Origin of the sequence: Rhodocyclus purpureus (genome assembly GCF_016653115.1) — a bacterium.
Lineage (GTDB): Bacteria > Pseudomonadota > Gammaproteobacteria > Burkholderiales > Rhodocyclaceae > Rhodocyclus > Rhodocyclus purpureus.
Map to the genome: position 1 here is coordinate 118,076 of NZ_NHRX01000063.1, position 21,156 is coordinate 139,231.

The following is a 21,156-nucleotide window of genomic DNA, read 5'->3' on the forward strand; positions in this document are numbered from 1 at the left end:
TCCTTACCTCTTCGCCTTCTTGCCGGCGGTATGTCCCTTGAAGGTACGCGTCAGGGAGAACTCGCCGAGCTTGTGGCCGACCATGTTTTCGGTGATGTACACCGGGATGTGCTGCTTGCCGTTGTGCACGGCAATGGTCAGGCCGACGAAATCGGGCAGGACCGTCGAGCGACGCGACCAGGTCTTGATCGGGCGCTTGTCTTTCGACACACGAACGGCGTCGACTTTCTTGATCAGGTGGGCGTCGACGAACGGGCCCTTTTTGATGGAACGTCCCATGGTTCTCTATCCCTTAGCGTTTGTGACGGCGCTGAACGATCATCGAGTTCGTGCGCTTGTTGCGACGAGTACGATAACCCTTGGTCTTCGTGCCCCACGGGCTGACCGGCGCCATACCGGCCGCAGTACGGCCTTCACCACCGCCGTGCGGGTGGTCGATCGGGTTCATGACGACACCGCGAACCGTCGGACGCACACCACGCCAGCGCATCGCACCGGCCTTGCCGATCGAGCGCAGGCTGTGCTCGGCGTTACCGACTTCACCGATGGTCGCGCGGCACTCGACGTGCACGCGGCGGATTTCACCGGAACGCAGACGCAGCTGGGCATAGACGCCTTCGCGCGCGAGCAGCTGCACCGCAGCACCGGCCGAGCGCGCCAGCTGCGCACCCTTGCCCGGGATCATCTCGATGCAGTGGATCGTGGTACCGACCGGGATGTTGCGGATCGGCAGCGTGTTGCCGGCCTTGATCGGCGCTTCCGAGCCACTGACGATCTGCTGACCGACGGTGAGGCCCTTCGGCGCGATGATGTAACGACGCTCGCCATCGGCGTAGAGAACCAGCGCGATGTTGGCGCTGCGGTTCGGGTCGTATTCGAGACGCTCCACCTTGGCGACGATGCCGTCCTTGTTGCGACGGAAATCGATCACACGGTAGTGCTGCTTGTGACCACCGCCCTGGTGACGGGTGGTGATGCGACCGTTGTTGTTGCGGCCGGCCTTCTTCGACTGCGGCTCGACGAGCGAGGCCAGCGGCTTGCCCTTGTGCAGGTCGGGATTGACGACCTTGACGACGGCACGACGGCCCGGCGACGTGGGCTTGACTTTGACGAGAGCCATTTACGCTGCCCCCCCTTCGACGAAATTGATAGCCTGACCAGCGGCGAGGCTGACGAAAGCCTTCTTCCAGCCCTTGCGGCGACCGTTGAAGCGACCGAAGCGCTTCTGCTTGCCCTTGACGTTGGCGATCTGCACCGACTCGACCTGCACCTTGAACAGCAGCTCGACGGCAGCTTTCACTTCAGGCTTGGTCGCGTCGCTGGCGACGCGGAAGATCACCTGCTCGTTCTTCTCGGCGACCCAGGTCGCCTTTTCCGAGATCTGGGGAGCGAGCAAAACCTGCAATAGACGTTCCTGGTTCATCCCAGCATCTCCTCAAACTTGGCGACGGCGCTCTTGGTCAGCAGCACCTTCGGGAAGCGGATCAGCGACACCGGATCCGCTTCGCTGACTTCGAGAACCAGCACGTTGGGCAGGTTGCGCGAAGCAAGGAACACGTTCTCGTCGAGCGAGTCGGTGATGACCAGCACGGAGTCGTAGCCCATGCCCTTGATCTTCTGCGCGAAGAGCTTGGTCTTCGGCGCTTCGACTGCGATCGACTCGACCACGGCCAGACGGTCTTCGCGTGCCAGCTGCGAGAAGATCGACGCCATGCCGGCGCGATACATCTTCTTGTTCAGTTTCTGGCTGAAGTTCTCGTCGGGGGAGTTCGGGAAGGTACGACCGCCGCCACGCCACAGCGGCGAGGACGACATACCCGAACGCGCGCGACCGGTGCCCTTCTGGCCCCACGGCTTGCGCGTGGTGTGGCTGACCTGCTCACGGTCCTTCTGGGCGCGGTTGCCGCTACGGGCATTGGCCTGGTAGGCGACGACGACCTGGTGGATCAGCGCTTCGTTGTAGTCGCGGCCGAACAGCACGTCGGAGGCCTGCAGGCGGCTAGCTTCCTGGCCTTGTTCGTTGATGACCTTGAGTTCCATTATGCCCCCGCCTTGACTGCAGGACGCACGATCACGTCCGACCCCTTGGAGCCGGGCACGGCGCCCTTGACCAACAGCAACTGACGCTCGACGTCCACACGGACGACTTCGAGGTTCTGCTGCGTACGCTTCACGTCGCCGAGATGGCCGGCCATGCGCTTGCCCGGGAAGACGCGACCCGGATCCTGCGCCATGCCGATCGAGCCCGGTGCATTGTGCGACACGGAGTTACCGTGCGAGGCGCGCTGCGAGCTGAAGTTGTGGCGCTTGATGCCGCCCGCGAAGCCCTTACCGATGCTCTTGCCGGTGACGTCGACCTTCTGGCCGACGGCGAACAGGGTGACGGCGATGTGGTCGCCCGGCTTCAGCGAAGCCAGCTGTTCGGGGGTGACGGTGAACTCGCGCAGCGTGTGCCCGGCTTCGACGCCGGCCTTGGCGAGGTGACCCGCCAGCGGTTTATTGACACGGGAAGCGCGGCGCTGACCGAAGGTCACCTGGACGGCGGCGTAGCCGTCGTTTTCAGGCGTTTTGATCTGGGCGACGCGGTTGTTCGACACGTCGAGCACCGTGACCGGGACGGAAGCACCGTCGTCGGTAAAGATGCGCGTCATGCCGACCTTGCGCCCAACAAGGCCTAGACTCATTGTTTTCTCCTCTTGCCGGCTGCGATTGGCCGGCGAGCGATGCAAGTCAAAATGGGCGGCCTCGATGAGGTCGCCCGGCTAAAGCGGCGGATTATAGCCGCCGCGACTGCTTGATGCAATACTGCTTACTGCAACTTGATCTCGACGTCCACACCCGCGGGCAGATCGAGCTTCATCAGCGCGTCGACAGTCTTGTCGGTCGGGTCGATGATGTCCATCAGGCGCAGGTGGGTACGGATCTCGAACTGGTCACGCGAGGTCTTGTTGACGTGCGGCGAACGCAGGACGTCGAAGCGCTCGATACGCGTCGGCAGCGGCACCGGGCCACGCACGACGGCGCCGGTACGCTTGGCGGTGTCGACGATTTCCTGGGCCGACTGGTCGATCAGGCGATAGTCGAAGGCCTTGAGGCGGATGCGGATTTTCTGGCTTTGCATGTTTTTTCCAAAGAGCGAGGGGGAGCGCGAAGGCGCCACGCGCAGGCGGCGCCCTCCCGGGCAGTATTACTCGATGATCTTCGCAACGACGCCGGCGCCGACCGTACGGCCGCCTTCACGGATGGCGAAGCGCAGGCCTTCTTCCATGGCGATCGGGGCGATCAGCTTGACGGTGATCGACACGTTGTCGCCCGGCATGACCATCTCGGTGCCTTCCGGCAGCGCGATCGCGCCGGTCACGTCGGTGGTACGGAAATAGAACTGCGGACGGTAGTTGTTGAAGAACGGCGTGTGGCGGCCGCCTTCTTCCTTCGACAGGACGTAGACTTCGCCCGTGAAGTGCGTGTGCGGGGTGATCGAACCCGGCTTGGCCAGAACCTGGCCGCGCTCGACGTCTTCACGCTTGGTGCCGCGCAGCAGCACGCCGACGTTGTCGCCCGCCTGACCCTGGTCGAGCAGCTTGCGGAACATTTCGACGCCGGTACAGGTCGTCTTGGTCGTCGCCTTGATACCGACGATTTCGATTTCCTCGCCGACCTTGACGATGCCACGCTCGACGCGGCCGGTCACGACCGTGCCACGACCCGAGATCGAGAACACGTCTTCGATCGGCAGCAGGAAGGGCTTGTCGATGGCGCGCTCAGGCGTCGGGATGTAGCTGTCCAGCGCAGCGGCCAGCGCCATGATCGCCTGCTCGCCGAGCGGGCCCGTGTCGCCTTCGAGCGCCTTCAGCGCCGAACCCTTGACGATGGGGATGTCGTCGCCCGGGAAGTCGTACTTCGACAAGAGCTCGCGAACTTCCATCTCGACCAGCTCGAGCAGCTCTTCGTCGTCGACCATGTCGCACTTGTTCAGGAAGACGATGATGTACGGAACGCCGACCTGGCGGGCGAGCAGGATGTGCTCGCGCGTCTGCGGCATCGGGCCGTCGGCGGCCGAGCAGACGAGGATGGCGCCGTCCATCTGGGCGGCACCGGTGATCATGTTCTTCACGTAGTCGGCGTGCCCCGGGCAGTCGACGTGCGCGTAGTGACGCGATTCGGTTTCGTATTCGACGTGCGCGGTGTTGATCGTGATGCCGCGCGCCTTTTCTTCCGGCGCCGCGTCGATCTGGTCGTAGGCCTTGGCTTCGCCGCCAAACTTCTTCGACAGGATGGTGGTGATCGCCGCCGTCAGCGTCGTCTTGCCGTGGTCAACGTGACCGATCGTGCCGACGTTCACGTGCGGCTTCTTGCGTTCGAATTTTCCCTTAGCCATTGCTATTCCCTTGAATGATTACTTCTTGTTGATGACGGCTTCAGCGACGTTCTTCGGCGCTTCGGCGTAGTGCTTGAATTCCATCGAGTAGGTCGCGCGACCCTGGGTCAGCGAGCGCAGCTGCGTCGCGTAGCCGAACATCTCGGCCAGCGGCACCTCGGCGCGGACGGCCTTCATGCCACCCGGGATGTCGTCCATGCCCTGCACCATGCCGCGGCGGCTGGACAGGTCGCCCATGACGTTGCCCATGTAGTCTTCCGGGGTCTCGACTTCGACCGACATCATCGGCTCGAGCAGGGTCGGCTGCGCCTTGCGCATGCCTTCCTTGAACGCCATCGAGGCGGCCATGCGGAACGCGTTCTCGTTCGAGTCGACGTCGTGGTAGGAACCGTCGAACAGCGTGAACTTGATGTCGACGACCGGGAAGCCGGCGAGCACGCCGCTGGTGATCGCGTCCTGCAGACCCTTGTCCACCGCCGGGATGTACTCGCGCGGAACGACGCCGCCCTTGATCGCGTCGACGAACTCGTAGCCCTTGCCGGCTTCGTTCGGTTCGATCTTGAGCCAGACGTGGCCAAACTGGCCGCGACCGCCGGACTGCTTGACAAACTTGCCTTCCTGCTCGACCGCCTTCTTGATGCACTCGCGGTACGCCACCTGCGGCGCGCCGACGTTGGCATCGACACCGAACTCGCGCTTCATGCGGTCGACGATGATTTCGAGGTGCAGTTCGCCCATGCCCGAGATGATGGTCTGGCCCGACTCCTCGTCGGTGCGCACGCGGAAGGACGGATCCTCGGCAGCCAGGCGACCGAGCGCGATGCCCATCTTCTCCTGGTCGGCCTTGGTCTTCGGCTCGACGGCGACGTGGATCACCGGCTCGGGGAACTCCATGCGCTCGAGGATGACCGGCGCTTCCGGGTCGGCCAGGGTTTCACCCGTGGTCACGTCCTTCAGGCCGACGCAGGCGGCGATGTCGCCGGCGAGCACTTCCTTGATTTCGACGCGATCGTTGGCGTGCATCTGCAGCACGCGGCCGACGCGCTCCTTGCGCCCCTTGACCGAGTTGTAGACGGTGTCGCCCGACTTGAGCACGCCCGAGTACACGCGGATGAAGGTGAGCTGGCCGACGTAGGGGTCGGTCATCAGCTTGAACGCGAGCGCGGAGAACTTGGCGTCGTCGCTGGCTTCACGCGTCGTCGGCTGGCCATTGTCGTCTTCGCAGGCAACCGGCGGGATGTCCACCGGCGACGGCAGGAACTGGATGACCGCGTCGAGCATGCGCTGCACGCCCTTGTTCTTGAACGCGGAACCGCACAGCATCGGCTGGATTTCGCAGGCGAGGGTGCGCTGGCGCAGGCCGGCAATGATGTCCTCTTCCGACAGTTCGCCGTTCTCGAGGTACGAGTTCATCAGTTCCTCGGACGCCTCGGCGGCGGCCTCGACCATCTGCTCACGCCAGGTGTTGGCGACGTCAACGAGGTCGGCGGGGATGTCGGCGTATTCGAACTTCATGCCGTTGCTCGCCTCGTCCCAGACGATCGCCTTCATCTTCAGCAGATCGACGACGCCGACGAAGCTGTCCTCGGCACCGATCGGAACCACGATCGGCACGGGGTTGGCCTTCAGGCGCGTCTTCATCTGCTCGACGACCTTGAAAAAGTTGGCGCCGGAGCGGTCCATCTTGTTCACGAACGCGAGACGCGGCACCTTGTACTTGGTGGCCTGGCGCCAGACGGTTTCCGACTGCGGCTGCACGCCGCCGACCGCACAGTAGACCATGCAGGCGCCGTCGAGCACGCGCATCGAGCGCTCGACTTCGATGGTGAAGTCGACGTGCCCCGGGGTGTCGATGATGTTGAAGCGGTGTTCCGGGAAGGACAGGTCCATGCCCTTCCAGAAGCAGGTGGTCGCCGCGGAGGTGATGGTGATGCCACGCTCCTGCTCCTGCTCCATCCAGTCCATGGTCGCAGCACCGTCGTGAACTTCGCCGAGCTTGTGGTTCACACCGGTGTAGAAGAGGATGCGCTCGGTCGTGGTGGTCTTGCCGGCGTCGATGTGCGCGCTGATACCGATGTTGCGGTAGCGCTCGATAGGGGTTTTACGTGCCACGTTGTCAGCCTTCGCTAAGTAGGTTCGTCGGCATTAGAAGCGGTAGTGGGCGAAGGCCTTGTTCGCCTCGGCCATGCGGTGGACTTCATCGCGCTTCTTGACGGCACCGCCACGGTTTTCCGAGGCTTCGAGCATCTCGGCGGCCAGGCGCTGACCCATCGACTTTTCCGAACGCTTGCGCGCCGCTTCACGCAGCCAGCGCATCGCCAGCGCCATGCGGCGGTTGGGGCGGACTTCGACCGGAACCTGGTAGTTGGCACCACCGACGCGGCGGCTCTTGACTTCGACCAGCGGCTTGACGTTGCCCATCGCGGAGGTGAAGACCTCGAGCGGATCCTTGCCGCCCTTGGCGGCGATGATGTCGAAGGCACCATAGACGATGCGCTCGGCGACCGACTTCTTGCCGGACATCATGATGGTGTTGACGAATTTGGAGACTTCGACACTCCCGAACTTCGGATCGGGGAGAATATCGCGCTTGGGAACTTCACGACGACGGGGCATGGATGACCTCAGAAATGAAAGGATTCAGTCGAGGGGTCGCAGGACGCGCCCCTCCCGGCCGCCCAGGCGAGCGGCCACTTACTAAGACCTGGATCAGGCCTTCTTCGGGCGCTTGGCGCCGTACTTCGAACGCGACTGCTTGCGGTCCTTGACGCCCTGGGTGTCGAGCGAACCGCGCACGGTGTGGTAACGCACACCCGGCAAGTCCTTGACACGGCCACCGCGGATCAGCACCACCGAGTGCTCCTGCAGGTTGTGGCCTTCACCGCCGATGTACGAGATGACCTCGAAACCGTTGGTCAGGCGAACCTTGCACACCTTACGCAGCGCGGAGTTCGGCTTCTTCGGGGTCGTCGTGTACACACGCGTACAGACGCCGCGCTTCTGCGGGCAGTTTTCCAGCGCAGGCACCTTGCTCTTGCTGCGCACAAGCGTACGCGGCTTGCGTACGAGCTGGTTGATAGTCGGCATACTCTCTTCCAAAGAACACGTAGGACGTGAGCGACGGGAAGCCGCTCGAACGCTGCAAAAAACCAAGGCGGACCAAAGGGACCGCCTTGGCGATTATCCAGTCAGGGCGGGTGCTTTGGTCGCATTCCGCCATAAAAGACCGGGGATTCTATGGGCAATCAAGCCCCGAGTCAACCGAGCGTCGAATCCGGCGCCGGTTCGGCCGCTTGTTCGGCACCCGGCAGCGGATCGGCAAACACCGACTCGATCTCGCTGGTGAAGCCACCGGCGATGTCCTCGCCCGCCGCCCGTTTCTTGCGCGCCGTATGGTAGGCAAGACCGGTACCGGCCGGGATCAGGCGACCGACGATGACGTTTTCCTTGAGGCCACGCAGTTCGTCGCGCTTGCCCATGATCGCCGCTTCGGTCAGCACGCGCGTCGTTTCCTGGAACGAAGCCGCCGAGATGAACGAGTCGGTCGACAGCGAGGCCTTGGTGATGCCGAGCAGCACGTGCTCGTAGGTCGCCGGCAGCTTGCCCTGCGCGATCATCTTGTCGTTCTCGTCGAGGACTTCGGCGCGTTCGACCTGTTCGCTCTTGATGAAGCGCGTGTCGCCGGGTTCGACGATGGCGACGCGGCGCAGCATCTGGCGGACGATCACTTCGATGTGCTTGTCGTTGATCTTGACGCCCTGCAGACGGTACACGTCCTGCACTTCGTCGGTGATGTACACGGCGAGCGCCTCGACGCCCTGCAGGCGCAGGATGTCGTGCGGGTCGGGTTCGCCGTCGACAATGTTCTCGCCCTTGTTCACCACCTGGCCGTCGTGCACCAGGACGTGCTTGTCCTTCGGGATCAGGTACTCGTGGGCGACGCCTTCGAGGTCGGTGATGACCAGACGCTGCTTGCCCTTGGTGTCCTTGCCGAAGGAGACGGTGCCGGTGACGTCGGCGAGCATGCCGGCATCCTTAGGCGTGCGCGCCTCGAACAGCTCGGCGACGCGCGGCAGACCGCCGGTGATGTCGCGGGTCTTCGCCGATTCCTGCGGCAGACGCGCAAGCACGTCACCGACTGCGATCTGCTGGCCGTCGAGGACGTTGATGATGGCGCCGACCTGGAAGGTGATGGTCACCGCGTGCTCGCTGCCGTGCGCCTTGACCTCTTCGCCGTTCTCGTCGAACAGGCGGATCTGCGGACGCAGGCCCTTGGTCTGCGCCTTGCCGCCGCGCTTCGGATCGATGACGACCAGGGTCGACAAGCCGGTGACTTCGTCGATCTGCTTGGCGACGGTGACGCCTTCCTCGACGTTCTCGAAGCGGACGGTACCGGCGTATTCGCCGATCATCGGACGCGTGTGCGGGTCCCAGGTCGCCAGCTTGGTGCCGGCCTTGACCGCCTGGCCGTCGGCCACCTGCAGCGTCGCGCCGTACGGCGTCTTGTGCCGTTCGCGCTCGCGGCCGTTGTCGTCGGTGATGATCACCTCACCCGAACGCGTGATGACGATCTTCTCGCCCTTCGGATTGGTGACGTAGCGCATGTTGGCGCTGAAACGCGCGATACCCGCGATCTTGGTCTCGACGTGGCTGGCCACCGCGGCCCGCGAAGCGGCACCGCCGACGTGGAAGGTGCGCATGGTGAGCTGCGTACCCGGTTCGCCGATCGACTGCGCGGCGATGACGCCGACCGCCTCGCCGACGTTCACCAGCGAACCGCGGCCGAGGTCGCGGCCGTAGCACTTGGCGCAGAGGCCGTAGCGCGTGTCGCAGGTCAGCGGCGTGCGCACCTTGACCTCGTCGATGCCGAGCTGGTCGATCAGGTCGCACAGGTCTTCGTCGATCAGGGTGCCAGCGACGATCACCGTCTCGGCCGTGTCGGGGTTCACGACGTCGGCCGCCGTGACACGACCGAGGATACGCTCGCGCAGCGCCTCGATCACTTCGCCGCCCTCGACCAGCGCCTTGCGGGTGACGCCGTTCTCGGTGCCGCAATCGTCCTCGGTGACGACCAGATCCTGGGTCACGTCGACCAGACGACGGGTCAGGTAACCCGAGTTGGCGGTCTTCAGCGCCGTGTCGGCGAGGCCCTTACGTGCGCCGTGGGTCGAGATGAAGTACTGGAGAACGTTCAGGCCTTCGCGGAAGTTGGTGGTGATCGGCGTCTCGATGATCGAGCCGTCCGGCTTGGCCATCAGGCCGCGCATGCCGGCGAGCTGGCGGATCTGGGCGGCGGAGCCGCGGGCGCCCGAGTCGGCCATCATGTAGATGGAGTTGAACGACTCCTGCTTGACTTCCTTGCCGTGGCGGTCGATCACCTGCTCCTGGCCGAGCTGCTCCATCATCACCTTGGCGACCTGGTCGCCGGTGCGGCCCCAGATATCGACGACCTTGTTGTAGCGTTCGCCGAAGGTGACGAGACCGTTGGTGTACTGGCTCTCGATTTCCTTCACTTCGGCTTCGGCAGCAGCGATGATCTCGTACTTCTGCTGCGGCACGCGCATGTCGTCCGAGCAGAACGAGATGCCGGCGCGGGTCGCCAGGCGGTAGCCGTTCTGCATCAGCTGGTCGGCGAAGACGACCGTGTCCTTCAGTCCGCAGCGGCGGAACGCGGTGTTGATCAGCTTCGAGATTTCCTTCTTCTTCAGCGGCTTGTCGAGGACGCTGAAGGGCAGGCCCTTGGGCAGGATCTCGGACAGCAGGGCGCGGCCGGCGGTGGTCTCGTAGCGCGTGATCTTTTCCTTCCAGCCGTTCTCGCCGTCACGCTCGTATTCGCGGATGCGGCAGGAGATCCTGGCGTGGATGTCGAGTTCGCCGGCCTGCATGGCGCGCTGCACCTCGGCCAGGTCGCGCAGGATCATGCCTTCGCCGCGCGCATTGATGCGCTCGCGCGTCGCGTAGTACAGACCGAGAACGATATCCTGCGAGGGGACGATGATCGGTTCGCCGTTGGCGGGCGAGAGGACGTTGTTGGAGGCGAGCATCAGCGTGCGCGCTTCCATCTGCGCCTCCAGCGACAGCGGCACGTGCACGGCCATCTGGTCGCCGTCGAAGTCGGCGTTGAAGGCCGCGCAGACGAGCGGGTGCAGCTGGATCGCCTTGCCTTCGATCAGCGTCGGCTCGAACGCCTGGATGCCGAGGCGGTGCAGCGTCGGCGCGCGGTTCAGCATGATCGGGTGTTCGCGGATCACCTCTTCGAGGATGTCCCAGACCACCGGCTCTTCGGTCTCGACCATCTTCTTCGCCTGCTTGATGGTCGTCGCCAGGCCCATGATCTCGAGGCGATTGAAGATGAACGGCTTGAATAGTTCGAGCGCCATCAGCTTCGGCAGGCCGCACTGGTGCAGCTTGAGCTGCGGACCGACGACGATGACCGAACGGCCCGAGTAGTCGACGCGCTTGCCGAGCAGGTTCTGACGGAAGCGACCGCCCTTGCCCTTGATCATGTCGGCGAGCGACTTCAGCGGACGCTTGTTGGCGCCGGTCATCGCCTTGCCGCGGCGACCGTTGTCGAGCAGCGAGTCGACGGCCTCCTGCAGCATGCGCTTCTCGTTGCGCACGATGATGTCGGGGGCCTTCAGTTCGAGCAGGCGCTTCAGGCGGTTGTTGCGGTTGATGACGCGGCGGTAGAGGTCGTTCAAGTCCGAGGTCGCGAAACGGCCGCCGTCGAGCGGCACCAGCGGGCGCAGGTCGGGCGGCAGCACCGGCAGCACTTCGAGCACCATCCAGTCGGGCTTGATGCCGGACTTCTGGAAGCCTTCGAGCAGCTTCAGGCGCTTGGCCAGCTTCTTGTTCTTGGTTTCCGAGGTCGTCGTTTCGAGCTCGGCACGCAGGTGCTCGACTTCGTTGTCGAGGTCGAGCGCGCGCAGCAACTCGCGGATACCCTCGGCACCCATCGCGGCGCGGAAGTCGTCGCCGTGCTCCTCGACCATTTCGAGGTACTGGTCTTCGGTGAGCAGCTGGCCGCGCTTCAGGCTGTCGACCATCCCCGCGTCATAGACAACGAAGGCTTCGAAATAGAGGACGCGCTCGATGTCGCGCAGGGTCATGTCGAGCACCATGCCGAGACGGCTCGGCAGGCTCTTCAGGAACCAGATGTGGGCGACCGGGCTGGCCAGCTCGATGTGGCCCATGCGCTCGCGACGAACCTTGGCCAGCGTCACTTCGACGCCGCACTTCTCGCAGATGACGCCGCGGTGCTTCAGGCGCTTGTACTTGCCGCACAGGCACTCGTAGTCCTTGATCGGGCCGAAGATCTTGGCGCAGAAGAGACCGTCGCGCTCGGGCTTGAAGGTGCGGTAGTTGATGGTCTCCGGCTTCTTGACTTCGCCGTACGACCACGAACGGATCTTCTCGGGCGACGCGAGGCCGATGGTGATCGCGTCGAATTCTTCTTCCTGCGTTACCTGCTTGAACAGATCAAGTAGTGCTTTCATCTTTCACTCCATCCGGGGTGAGAATTCTGGATGTCGGGACGGCGGCACTCCGGTACGCGCCGTCCCCGATGCCGGCCCGATCGGGCCGGCGGCTCGTATCAGAAGCGTTCGAGGTCGATGTCGATCGCCAGCGAGCGGATTTCCTTGACCAGCACGTTGAACGACTCGGGCATGCCGGCGTCGATCTTGTGCTCGCCCTTGACGATGTTTTCGTAGACCTTGGTCCGTCCGTTCACGTCGTCCGACTTGACCGTCAGCATTTCCTGCAGCACGTAGGAAGCGCCGTAGGCTTCGAGCGCCCACACTTCCATTTCCCCGAAACGCTGGCCCCCGAACTGCGCCTTGCCGCCGAGCGGCTGCTGCGTCACCAGCGAGTACGGGCCGGTCGAACGCGCGTGCATCTTGTCGTCGACCAGGTGGTGCAGCTTCAGCATGTGCATGTAGCCGACGGTGACTTCGCGCTCGAAGCGCTCGCCGGTGCGGCCGTCGAACAGCGTCATCTGGCCGGACTCGGGCATGTCGGCGAGTGCCAGCATGGCCTTGATCTCGGCTTCCTTGGCGCCGTCGAAGACCGGCGTCGCGAACGGGACGCCGTTCCTGAGGTTCTCGGCGAGTTCGACGATCTCGGCGTCATTAAGTTCGCCGAGGTCTTCGCTGCGTCCGTGCTCGTTGTACACGCGGTCGAGGAAGGCGCGCAGATCGGCGATCGCCGCCTGGCTGCGCAGCATCGCGTCGATCTTGTTGCCGAGGCCCTTGGCGGCGAGACCGAGGTGCACTTCGAGGATCTGGCCGACGTTCATCCGCGACGGAACGCCGAGCGGGTTGAGGACGATGTCGACCGGCTTGCCATCGGCGGTGTAGGGCATGTCCTCAACCGGGACGATGCGCGAGACGACACCCTTGTTGCCGTGACGGCCGGCCATCTTGTCGCCGGACTGCAGGCGACGCTTGACCGCGACATAGACCTTGACCATCTTCTGCACGCCCGGGGGCAGTTCGTCGCCCTGGGTGAGCTTCTTGCGCTTCTCCTCGAAGGCAACGTCGAAGTTCTTGCGCGTCTGCTCGAGACCTTCGCGCAGCTGTTCGAGCTGGGTCGCGACCTCGTCGTCGGCCATGCGGATGTCGAACCAGTGGTGCGGGTCGATGCCGTCGAGGTAGGCCTGGCTGATCACCGTGCCCTTGGCCAGCTTCTTCGGTCCGCCGTTGGCGGTCTTGCCGACGATCAGGCGCTCGACACGGGCGAAGGCGTCGCGTTCGACGATGCGCATCTGGTCGGCGAGGTCGAGCTTGTAGCCGCGCAGGTGGTCGTCGATGATCGACTGTGCGCGCTTGTCGCGCTCGATGCCTTCACGGGTGAACACCTGCACGTCGATGACGGTGCCGGCGATACCCGACGGCACGCGCAGCGAGGTGTCCTTCACGTCGGAGGCCTTCTCGCCGAAGATCGCGCGCAGGAGCTTTTCTTCCGGCGTCAGCTGCGTCTCGCCCTTCGGCGTCACCTTGCCGACCAGCACGTCGCCGGCCTCGACCTCGGCACCGATATAGACGATGCCCGATTCGTCGAGACGGCCGAGTTGCGCTTCGCCGAGCGAGGCGATGTCGCGCGTGATTTCCTCGGGTCCGAGCTTGGTGTCGCGCGCGACGACGGTCAGTTCCTCGATGTGGATCGAGGTGTAGCGGTCCTCGGCGACGACGCGTTCGGAGATCAGGATCGAGTCTTCGAAGTTGTAGCCGTTCCACGGCATGAACGCGACCAGCATGTTCTGGCCGAGCGCGAGTTCGCCCTTGTCGGTGGACGCGCCGTCGGCGACGACGTCGCCCTTGGCGATGATGTCGCCGACGCGCACCAGCGGCCGCTGGTTGATGTTGGTGTTCTGGTTCGAACGCGTGTACTTGACGAGGTTGTAGATGTCGACGCCGACTTCGCCCGGGATGGTCTCGTCGTCATTGACGCGGACGACGACGCGCGAGGCGTCGACGTAGTCGACCTTGCCGCCGCGCAGCGCCTGCACCGCGGTGCCCGAGTCGACGGCGACGGTGCGCTCGATGCCGGTGCCGACCAGCGGCTTCTCCGGACGCAGGCAGGGAACCGCCTGACGTTGCATGTTGGCGCCCATCAGCGCGCGGTTCGCATCGTCGTGCTCGAGGAAGGGGATCAGCGAGGCGGCGACCGAGACGATCTGACCGGGAGCGACGTCCATGTACTGGACGCGCGACGGTTCGGCAAGGATCGTTTCGCCCTTTTCACGGCAGGTGACGAGCTCGTCGGAGAGCACGCCGCGCTCGTCGAGCGAGGCGTTGGCCTGGGCGACGACGTAGCGGCCTTCCTCGATCGCCGACAGAAATTCGATCTGGTCGGTCACCGCGCCGTCGACCACCTTGCGGTACGGGGTCTCGAGAAAGCCGTACTCGTTGGTGCGCGCGTAGAGAGCGAGCGAGTTGATCAGGCCGATGTTCGGACCTTCCGGCGTCTCGATCGGGCAGACGCGGCCGTAGTGCGTCGGGTGCACGTCGCGCACCTCGAAGCCGGCGCGTTCGCGCGTCAGGCCGCCCGGGCCGAGGGCCGAGACGCGACGCTTGTGCGTGATCTCGGACAGCGGGTTGGTCTGGTCCATGAACTGCGACAGCTGGCTCGAGCCGAAGAACTCCTTGATCGCGGCGCTGATCGGCTTGGCATTGATCAGGTCGTGCGGCATCAGGTTGTCGGACTCGGCCTGGCTCAGGCGCTCCTTGACCGCACGCTCGACGCGGACGAGGCCGGCACGGAACTGGTTCTCGGCGAGTTCGCCGACCGAGCGCACGCGGCGGTTGCCGAGGTGGTCGATGTCGTCGATTTCGCCGCGGCCGTTACGCAGTTCGACCAGGATCTTGATCACTTCGGTGATGTCACGCGGGGAGAGCGTCAGTTGCTCGCGCACCTCGACGCCGGCGCCGAGCGCCTTCAGCTGCTCGGCGATCGCGCGTGCCTTTTCCTCGGTGAGGTTTTCGGCGACGGCGCGCGCACCGAAGGGCAGCTCGCCGAGCACCAGCTCGACGGCACCGGCGGTGCTGCCGGTCGCGTCGGCGATCGCCTGGACGATGGCCTCGCGCTTGTGCGGGACGTGGCGGACCATCACCTTGTATTCGACGACATCCTGGCGTCCGACGCGACGGTTGAACTTCATGCGGCCGACGCCCGAGAGGTCGTAGCGCTCGTCGGAGTAGAACAGGCCGTTGAACAGGATCTCGACCGCTTCTTCGGTGGGCGGCTCGCCCGGGCGCATCATGCGGTAGATGGCGATGCGCGCAGCCTGGCGCGTGGTCGTGTCGTCGGCGCGCAACGTCTGCGAGATGAAGGCGCCGCGGTCGAGATCGTTCACGTAGAGCGTCTGCAGCGTGCTCACGCCGGCCTCGCGCAGGCGGTCGAGCAGGCTCTCGGTGACCTCTTCGTTGCCGTTGGCGAGAATCTCACCGGTTTCGGCGTCGATCACGTTCTGCGCGACGACGCGGCCGAGGACGAAGTCGTCGGGAACGGCGATGCGCTTGACGCCGGCTTCGGCGAGCTCGCGAATGTGACGCGCGGTGATGCGCTTGTCCTTGGCGACGATGACGCGGCCAGTCGTATCGACGAAGTCGAAGCGGGCGACTTCACCGCGCAGGCGCTCGGGAACCAGCTCGAATTCGGCGGCGCCCTTGCCCAGCGTGAAGGTGTCGAACTCGAAGAACTCGCGCAGGATCTGTTCGTTGTTCAGCCCGATCGCACGCAGCAGCGTCGTCACCGGCATCTTGCGCCGGCGGTCGACGCGGAAGAAGAGGATGTCCTTGGGATCGAACTCGAAGTCGAGCCACGAACCGCGGTAGGGGATGACGCGCGCGGAGAAGAGCAGCTTGCCCGAGCTGTGCGTCTTGCCGCGGTCGTGCTCGAAGAACACGCCGGGCGAACGGTGCAGCTGCGAGACGATGACGCGCTCGGTACCGTTGATGACGAAGGAGCCGGTCGTCGTCATCAGCGGGATCTCGCCCATGTAGACTTCCTGCTCCTTGACTTCCTTGATCGTGTCCGGCGCTTCGCGATCGAGGATGACGAGGCGCACGCGCGCACGCAGCGCCGAGGCGTAGGTCAGCCCGCGCTGCTGGCATTCGGGCACGTCGAAGGCCGGATCGGCCAGAGTGTAGCTGACGAACTCGAGGCGCGCGTTACCGCTGTGGCTGGTGATCGGGAAGATCGAGTTGAACGCCGCCTGCAGGCCCTGGACCCGCCGTTGCGACGCCGGCACGCCGGACTGCAGGAAGGCGGTGAAGGAGTCGAGTTGGGTCGCCAGCAGGAAGGGCACGTCGAGCACGCGGGCGCGCTTGGCGAAGCTCTTGCGGATGCGTTTTTTCTCGGTGTAGGAGTAGGTCATGGTCGCTCCGAGCTTGAAAGATCCTAGATTGCGCGGTGCGCGGGGGATCAGTCCCGCCACACCGTACAGCGGACAAACGTGAGGAGACTGCCTTCGCAATCAACCTCACGTTTGTCTGCGCGCGAGCCCCGACCGGTGCCCGCCGTCCCCATTTGCCGGCAGGGAACGACTTGCCTGACAGAAAAACGCAAGCGGGCCGACGGCCGTAAGCCGTCGACCCGCCCAGGAGAGGCCGTCTTACTTGACCTCGACCTTCGCGCCAGCGCCTTCGAGTTGCTTCTGCAGCGCTTCGGCGTCGGCCTTCGAGATGCCTTCCTTGACAGGCTTCGGCGCGCCGTCGACGAGGTCCTTGGCTTCCTTGAGGCCCAGACCGGTGACCGCACGCACGACCTTGATGACTTCGACCTTCTTGTCGCCGGCAGCGGCGAGGATGACGGTGAATTCGGTCTGCTCTTCAGCCGGGGCGGCGGCAGCAGCGCCCGGAGCGGCAACCGCCATCGCGGCAGCGGAAACGCCGAACTTCTCTTCGAACGCCTTGACCAGGTCGTTCAGTTCCATGACCGTCATTGCGCCGACGGCTTCGAGGATGTCTTCTTTGCTGATAGCCATAATCGATTAACTCCAGATAAATCTTGAAAAGGGATGCGAAATGTCGAAGCGTGCTTTAAGCCGCGGCCGTTTCGGCCGGGGCTGCGGCGCCACCGCGCTGCTCGGCGAGCGCAGCGAGCGCACGCGCGAACCCGGAAACCGGAGCCTGCATGACGCCGAGCAGGCGTGCGAGCAGTTCTTCGCGGCTGGGGATCGAGGCGAGCGCTTGCACGCCGGCCTTGTCGAGCACCTTGCCGCCGTAGCAGCCGGCCTTGAGCACGAGCTTGTCGTTGGTTTTCGCGAAATCGCTGAGCACCTTCGCCGCTGCCACCGGATCTTCGGAAATGCTGTAGATCAGCGGGCCGGTCATCTGCTCGGCGAGGGGAGCGAACGGGGTGTCCGCAACTGCGCGACGTACGAGGGTGTTCTTCACCACGCGCAGGTAGACGCCCGACTGGCGTGCCTGGGCGCGCAAGCGGGTCAGGTCGCCGACGGCGATCCCGCTGTACGCGGCCAGAACGATCGTCTGGGCGCTGGCCACTTTCACCGATACTTCGGCGACTACGGCCTTTTTATCATCAAGATTGAGACCCACGGGCCTGTCCTCCTATCAAGTCCACACACGACGCGTCCGGCTGGACACGTCGCACCCACGGCGACCTCGATCAGGAGCGTCACCGCCGCCTTGGCGGGCGTCGGCAAAAAATCCTGTTTCGGGCACACCGTCTGCGCAGGTCGCTTGCGCGCTTAGACTGCCGGATGACTCCGGCAGCGCCTGCGGTCTTTGACGATCCGCCGCACCCGCGAGGATGCGACGTCCCAAAGTACGTTGGCGCCGACGTCAGGGACGCCGGCGCTTGTTACTGCGATCAGCCTTGCAGGCTGGCGAGGTCGACGCGAACGCCGAGACCCATCGTGCTCGACACGGCAACCTTCTTCAGGTACTGGCCCTTCGAGCTGGCCGGCTTGGCCTTGCTCAGCGCGTCGATCAGCGCCTTCAGGTTTTCCTCGAGGCGCGCGACTTCGAACGAGGCGCGACCGATCGTGCAGTGCACGATGCCGCCCTTGTCGGTGCGGTACTGGACCTGACCGGCCTTGGCGTTGCGCACGGCGGTGGCGACGTCCATGGTCACGGTGCCGACCTTCGGGTTCGGCATCAGGCCGCGCGGACCGAGGATCTGGCCGAGCTGACCGACGACGCGCATCGCATCGGGGGTGGCGATGACGCGATCGAAGTTGATGTTGCCGGCCTTGATTTCGGCGGCGAGGTCGTCGAAGCCGACGATGTCGGCGCCGGCGGCGCGGGCGGCTTCAGCCTTTTCACCCTGCGCGAAGACGGCGACGCGGACGGTCTTGCCGGTCCCCGCGGGCAGCACGACCGAACCACGGACGAGTTGGTCGGACTTGCGCGGGTCGATGCCGAGGTTCACCGAGACGTCGATCGACTCGTCGAACTTGGCGGTCGCGACTTCCTTGGCCAGCGTCAGCGCTTCGGCGACGGCGTAGTTGCGGTTACGATCGATCTTGCCCTGCAGGGCCTGTTGACGCTTGCTCAGTTTGGCCATCTCAGAGACCCTCCACCGTGATGCCCATCGAGCGGGCGCTGCCAGCGATCGTGCGCACCGCAGCTTCCATGTCGGCGGCGGTCAGATCGGGCATCTTGGTCTTGGCGATTTCCTCGCACTGGGCACGCGTCAGCTTGCCGACCTTGTCGGTATGCGGCTTGGCGCTGCCCTTCTGCACGCCCGATGCCTTCTTGATCAGCACCGTTGCGGGCGGGGTCTTCATGATGAAGGTGAAGCTCTTGTCCGCGAACGCGGTGATCACCACCGGGATCGGCAGACCGGGCTCCATGCCCTGCGTCTTGGCGTTGAATTCCTTGCAGAACGCCATGATGTTGAGACCGCGCTGGCCGAGTGCGGGACCGATCGGGGGCGACGGATTCGCCTTGCCGGCGGGCACTTGCAGCTTGATGAAGCCGATTATCTTCTTTGCCACGTTAAACGCTCCAAAAGACGGGTACGAGCGCGCCGTTGCCGACGCTCCCCAAACGACACTTGCGGCCACTTGGCCGCAAGCCTTGGCTGCCCCGGCGCATCACGCCGGCAGCCTTCCGGGCCATGAAGTCCTCAGGACTTCTCGACCTGGCTGAATTCGAGCTCGACCGGCGTCGACCGGCCGAAGATGGTGACCGAGACGCGCAGACGGTTCTTCTCGTAATTGACGTCCTCGACCGAGCCGTGGAAGTCGGTGAACGGGCCTTCCTTGACACGGACCACTTCGCCCGGCTCGAACAGGACCTTGGGCCGCGGCTTTTCGACGCCTTCCTGCATCTGCTGCATGATCTTGTCGACTTCCTTCTCGGAAATCGGCGTCGGCTTGTTGGCAGCGCCGCCGACGAAGCCGGTAACCTTGGGCGTGCTTTTGACCAGGTGCCAGGTGTCGTCGTTCATTTCCATTTCGACGAGGACGTAGCCCGGGAAGAACTTGCGCTCGGTGATGCTCTTCTGGCCGCCCTTCAGTTCGACGACTTCCTCGACGGGAACCAGGATGCGACCGAAATGATCCTGCATCCCCTGGCGGGCGATGCGGTCAGCCAGCGCGCGCTGCACGCTCTTCTCGAAGCCCGAATAGGCGTGAACGACATACCAGCGCATGCTCATGATTGTTTCCATCCAAGAATCAGGTCGTACAACAGCCACTCGAGACTCTTGTCGGCGAGCCAGAGGAAAAGCGCCATGACCACGACGAACACGAAGACCATCCCGGTCGTCTGCAGGGTTTCCTTGCGCGTCGGCCAGACGACCTTGCGCGTTTCATCGACCGCGTCCTTCGCAAAACCGAAGAATTGACGCCCCTGTTCGGTCGTCCATGCAGTCCCGACGGCGGCGGCAAGGCCCGCGAGCACGGACAGGACGCGCACGATCAGCGCCTGCTCGCCGAGCAGATAAAAGCCGGCTACGCCAGCGGCAAGCAAGGCCAGCGCCAGCGCGAACTTGAGTTTGTCGGCCATTTCTTCAGCTTTGATATGTGTGGCAGGGGCAGAGGGAATCGAACCCCCAACCTTCGGTTTTGGAGACCGACGCTCTGCCAGTTGAGCTATACCCCTGCGGCAGAGACTACCGGGCAAGCCTGCAAGGCCGCCCGGCGTCATTGAACTGCACTTACTCGATGATCTTCGCAACCACACCGGCGCCGACCGTACGGCCGCCTTCACGGATGGCGAAGCGCAGGCCTTCTTCCATGGCGATCGGGGCGATCAGCTTGACGGTGATCGACACGTTGTCGCCCGGCATGACCATCTCGGTGCCTTCCGGCAGCGCGATCGCGCCGGTCACGTCGGTGGTACGGAAGTAGAACTGCGGACGGTAGTTGTTGAAGAACGGCGTGTGGCGGCCGCCTTCTTCCTTCGACAGGACGTAGACTTCGCCCGTGAAGTGCGTGTGCGGCGTGATCGAACCCGGCTTGGCCAGAACCTGGCCGCGCTCGACGTCTTCACGCTTGGTGCCGCGCAGCAGCACGCCGACGTTGTCGCCCGCCTGACCCTGGTCGAGCAGCTTGCGGAACATTTCGACGCCGGTACAGGTCGTCTTGGTCGTCGCCTTGATACCGACGATTTCGATTTCCTCGCCGACCTTGACGATGCCACGCTCGACGCGGCCGGTCACGACCGTGCCACGACCCGAGATCGAGAACACGTCTTCGATCGGCAGCAGGAAGGGCTTGTCGATGGCGCGCTCAGGCGTCGGGATGTAGCTGTCCAGCGCAGCGGCCAGCGCCATGATCGCCTGCTCGCCGAGCGGGCCCGTGTCGCCTTCGAGCGCCTTCAGCGCCGAACCCTTGACGATGGGGATGTCGTCGCCCGGGAAGTCGTACTTCGACAAGAGCTCGCGAACTTCCATCTCGACCAGCTCGAGCAGCTCTTCGTCGTCGACCATGTCGCACTTGTTCAGGAAGACGATGATGTACGGAACGCCGACTTGGCGGGCGAGCAGGATGTGCTCGCGCGTCTGCGGCATCGGGCCGTCAGCGGCCGAGCAGACCAGGATGGCGCCGTCCATCTGGGCGGCACCGGTGATCATGTTCTTCACGTAGTCGGCGTGCCCCGGGCAGTCGACGTGCGCGTAGTGACGCGATTCGGTTTCGTATTCGACGTGTGCGGTGTTGATCGTGATGCCGCGCGCCTTTTCTTCCGGCGCCGCGTCGATCTGGTCGTAGGCCTTGGCTTCGCCGCCAAACTTCTTCGACAGGATGGTGGTGATCGCCGCCGTCAGCGTCGTCTTGCCGTGGTCAACGTGACCGATCGTACCGA

19 protein-coding genes and 1 tRNA gene are annotated in these 21,156 nt (G+C 64.4%); all 20 read right to left on the reverse strand.

Annotated features, from left to right (window positions below):
* Positions 1–3: 3 nt before the first annotated feature.
* On the reverse strand, positions 4–279 hold the full coding sequence (gene rpsS / locus CCR84_RS13415; RefSeq protein WP_201213258.1) for a 30S ribosomal protein S19: 276 nt from the start codon (positions 277–279) through the stop codon (positions 4–6).
* 13 nt (positions 280–292) lie between these two features.
* Entirely contained in the window at positions 293–1,120 is an 828-nt protein-coding gene (rplB, locus tag CCR84_RS13420; RefSeq protein ID WP_201213260.1) for a 50S ribosomal protein L2, read from the reverse strand.
* Positions 1,121–1,423 carry a 50S ribosomal protein L23 gene (gene rplW / locus CCR84_RS13425; RefSeq protein ID WP_201213262.1) on the reverse strand — a complete coding sequence of 101 codons (303 nt, stop codon included), beginning with the start codon at positions 1,421–1,423 and terminating at the stop codon, positions 1,121–1,123.
* Positions 1,420–2,040 (reverse strand): 50S ribosomal protein L4, encoded by a 621-nt coding sequence (gene rplD, locus CCR84_RS13430; protein ID WP_201213264.1) that lies wholly within the window; start codon positions 2,038–2,040, stop codon positions 1,420–1,422. Before rplD ends, rplW begins: the two co-directional genes overlap by 4 nt.
* Positions 2,040–2,684 (reverse strand): 50S ribosomal protein L3, encoded by a 645-nt coding sequence (gene rplC / locus CCR84_RS13435; protein WP_201213266.1) that lies wholly within the window; start codon positions 2,682–2,684, stop codon positions 2,040–2,042. Before rplC ends, rplD begins: the two co-directional genes overlap by 1 nt.
* Before the next feature lie 125 nt (positions 2,685–2,809).
* Positions 2,810–3,121 carry a 30S ribosomal protein S10 gene (gene rpsJ, locus CCR84_RS13440; protein WP_201213268.1) on the reverse strand — a complete coding sequence of 104 codons (312 nt, stop codon included), beginning with the start codon at positions 3,119–3,121 and terminating at the stop codon, positions 2,810–2,812.
* 66 nt (positions 3,122–3,187) lie between these two features.
* The gene (gene tuf / locus CCR84_RS13445; RefSeq protein ID WP_201213270.1) at positions 3,188–4,378 is read right to left on the reverse strand and encodes an elongation factor Tu; all 1,191 of its coding nucleotides are present in this window, start codon (positions 4,376–4,378) and stop codon (positions 3,188–3,190) included.
* An 18-nt stretch (positions 4,379–4,396) separates the two neighbouring features.
* Entirely contained in the window at positions 4,397–6,490 is a 2,094-nt protein-coding gene (fusA, locus tag CCR84_RS13450) for an elongation factor G (protein WP_201213272.1), read from the reverse strand.
* 33 nt (positions 6,491–6,523) lie between these two features.
* On the reverse strand, positions 6,524–6,994 hold the full coding sequence (gene rpsG, locus CCR84_RS13455) for a 30S ribosomal protein S7 (protein WP_201213281.1): 471 nt from the start codon (positions 6,992–6,994) through the stop codon (positions 6,524–6,526).
* A gap of 93 nt (positions 6,995–7,087) precedes the next feature.
* Positions 7,088–7,465, reverse strand: coding sequence for a 30S ribosomal protein S12 (rpsL, locus tag CCR84_RS13460; RefSeq protein WP_201213283.1), 378 nt, complete (start codon positions 7,463–7,465; stop codon positions 7,088–7,090).
* A gap of 170 nt (positions 7,466–7,635) precedes the next feature.
* Positions 7,636–11,874, reverse strand: coding sequence for a DNA-directed RNA polymerase subunit beta' (gene rpoC / locus CCR84_RS13465; RefSeq protein ID WP_201213285.1), 4,239 nt, complete (start codon positions 11,872–11,874; stop codon positions 7,636–7,638).
* 98 nt (positions 11,875–11,972) lie between these two features.
* Positions 11,973–16,256, reverse strand: a complete 4,284-nt coding sequence (gene rpoB / locus CCR84_RS13470; protein ID WP_201213287.1) for a DNA-directed RNA polymerase subunit beta — start codon at positions 16,254–16,256, stop codon at positions 11,973–11,975.
* A 237-nt stretch (positions 16,257–16,493) separates the two neighbouring features.
* Positions 16,494–16,865, reverse strand: coding sequence for a 50S ribosomal protein L7/L12 (gene rplL / locus CCR84_RS13475; protein WP_201213289.1), 372 nt, complete (start codon positions 16,863–16,865; stop codon positions 16,494–16,496).
* A 55-nt stretch (positions 16,866–16,920) separates the two neighbouring features.
* A complete protein-coding gene (gene rplJ / locus CCR84_RS13480) occupies positions 16,921–17,439 on the reverse strand; it encodes a 50S ribosomal protein L10 (RefSeq protein WP_201213291.1) in 519 nt (172 codons plus the stop codon).
* A gap of 274 nt (positions 17,440–17,713) precedes the next feature.
* Positions 17,714–18,409: a 50S ribosomal protein L1 gene (rplA, locus tag CCR84_RS13485; protein WP_201213293.1), complete on the reverse strand. Its 696-nt coding sequence runs from the start codon at positions 18,407–18,409 to the stop codon at positions 17,714–17,716.
* A 1-nt stretch (position 18,410) separates the two neighbouring features.
* Positions 18,411–18,842, reverse strand: coding sequence for a 50S ribosomal protein L11 (gene rplK / locus CCR84_RS13490; protein WP_201213294.1), 432 nt, complete (start codon positions 18,840–18,842; stop codon positions 18,411–18,413).
* A gap of 131 nt (positions 18,843–18,973) precedes the next feature.
* Positions 18,974–19,507, reverse strand: a complete 534-nt coding sequence (gene nusG, locus CCR84_RS13495; RefSeq protein ID WP_201213296.1) for a transcription termination/antitermination protein NusG — start codon at positions 19,505–19,507, stop codon at positions 18,974–18,976.
* A complete protein-coding gene (secE, locus tag CCR84_RS13500) occupies positions 19,504–19,857 on the reverse strand; it encodes a preprotein translocase subunit SecE (RefSeq protein WP_201213298.1) in 354 nt (117 codons plus the stop codon). Before secE ends, nusG begins: the two co-directional genes overlap by 4 nt.
* Positions 19,858–19,877: 20 nt before the next feature.
* A tRNA-Trp gene (locus CCR84_RS13505) sits at positions 19,878–19,953 on the reverse strand.
* Positions 19,954–20,008: 55 nt separating this feature from the next.
* Positions 20,009–21,156: elongation factor Tu (gene tuf, locus CCR84_RS13510; RefSeq protein ID WP_201213300.1), on the reverse strand; the 1,148-nt coding region annotated here is incomplete at its 5' end.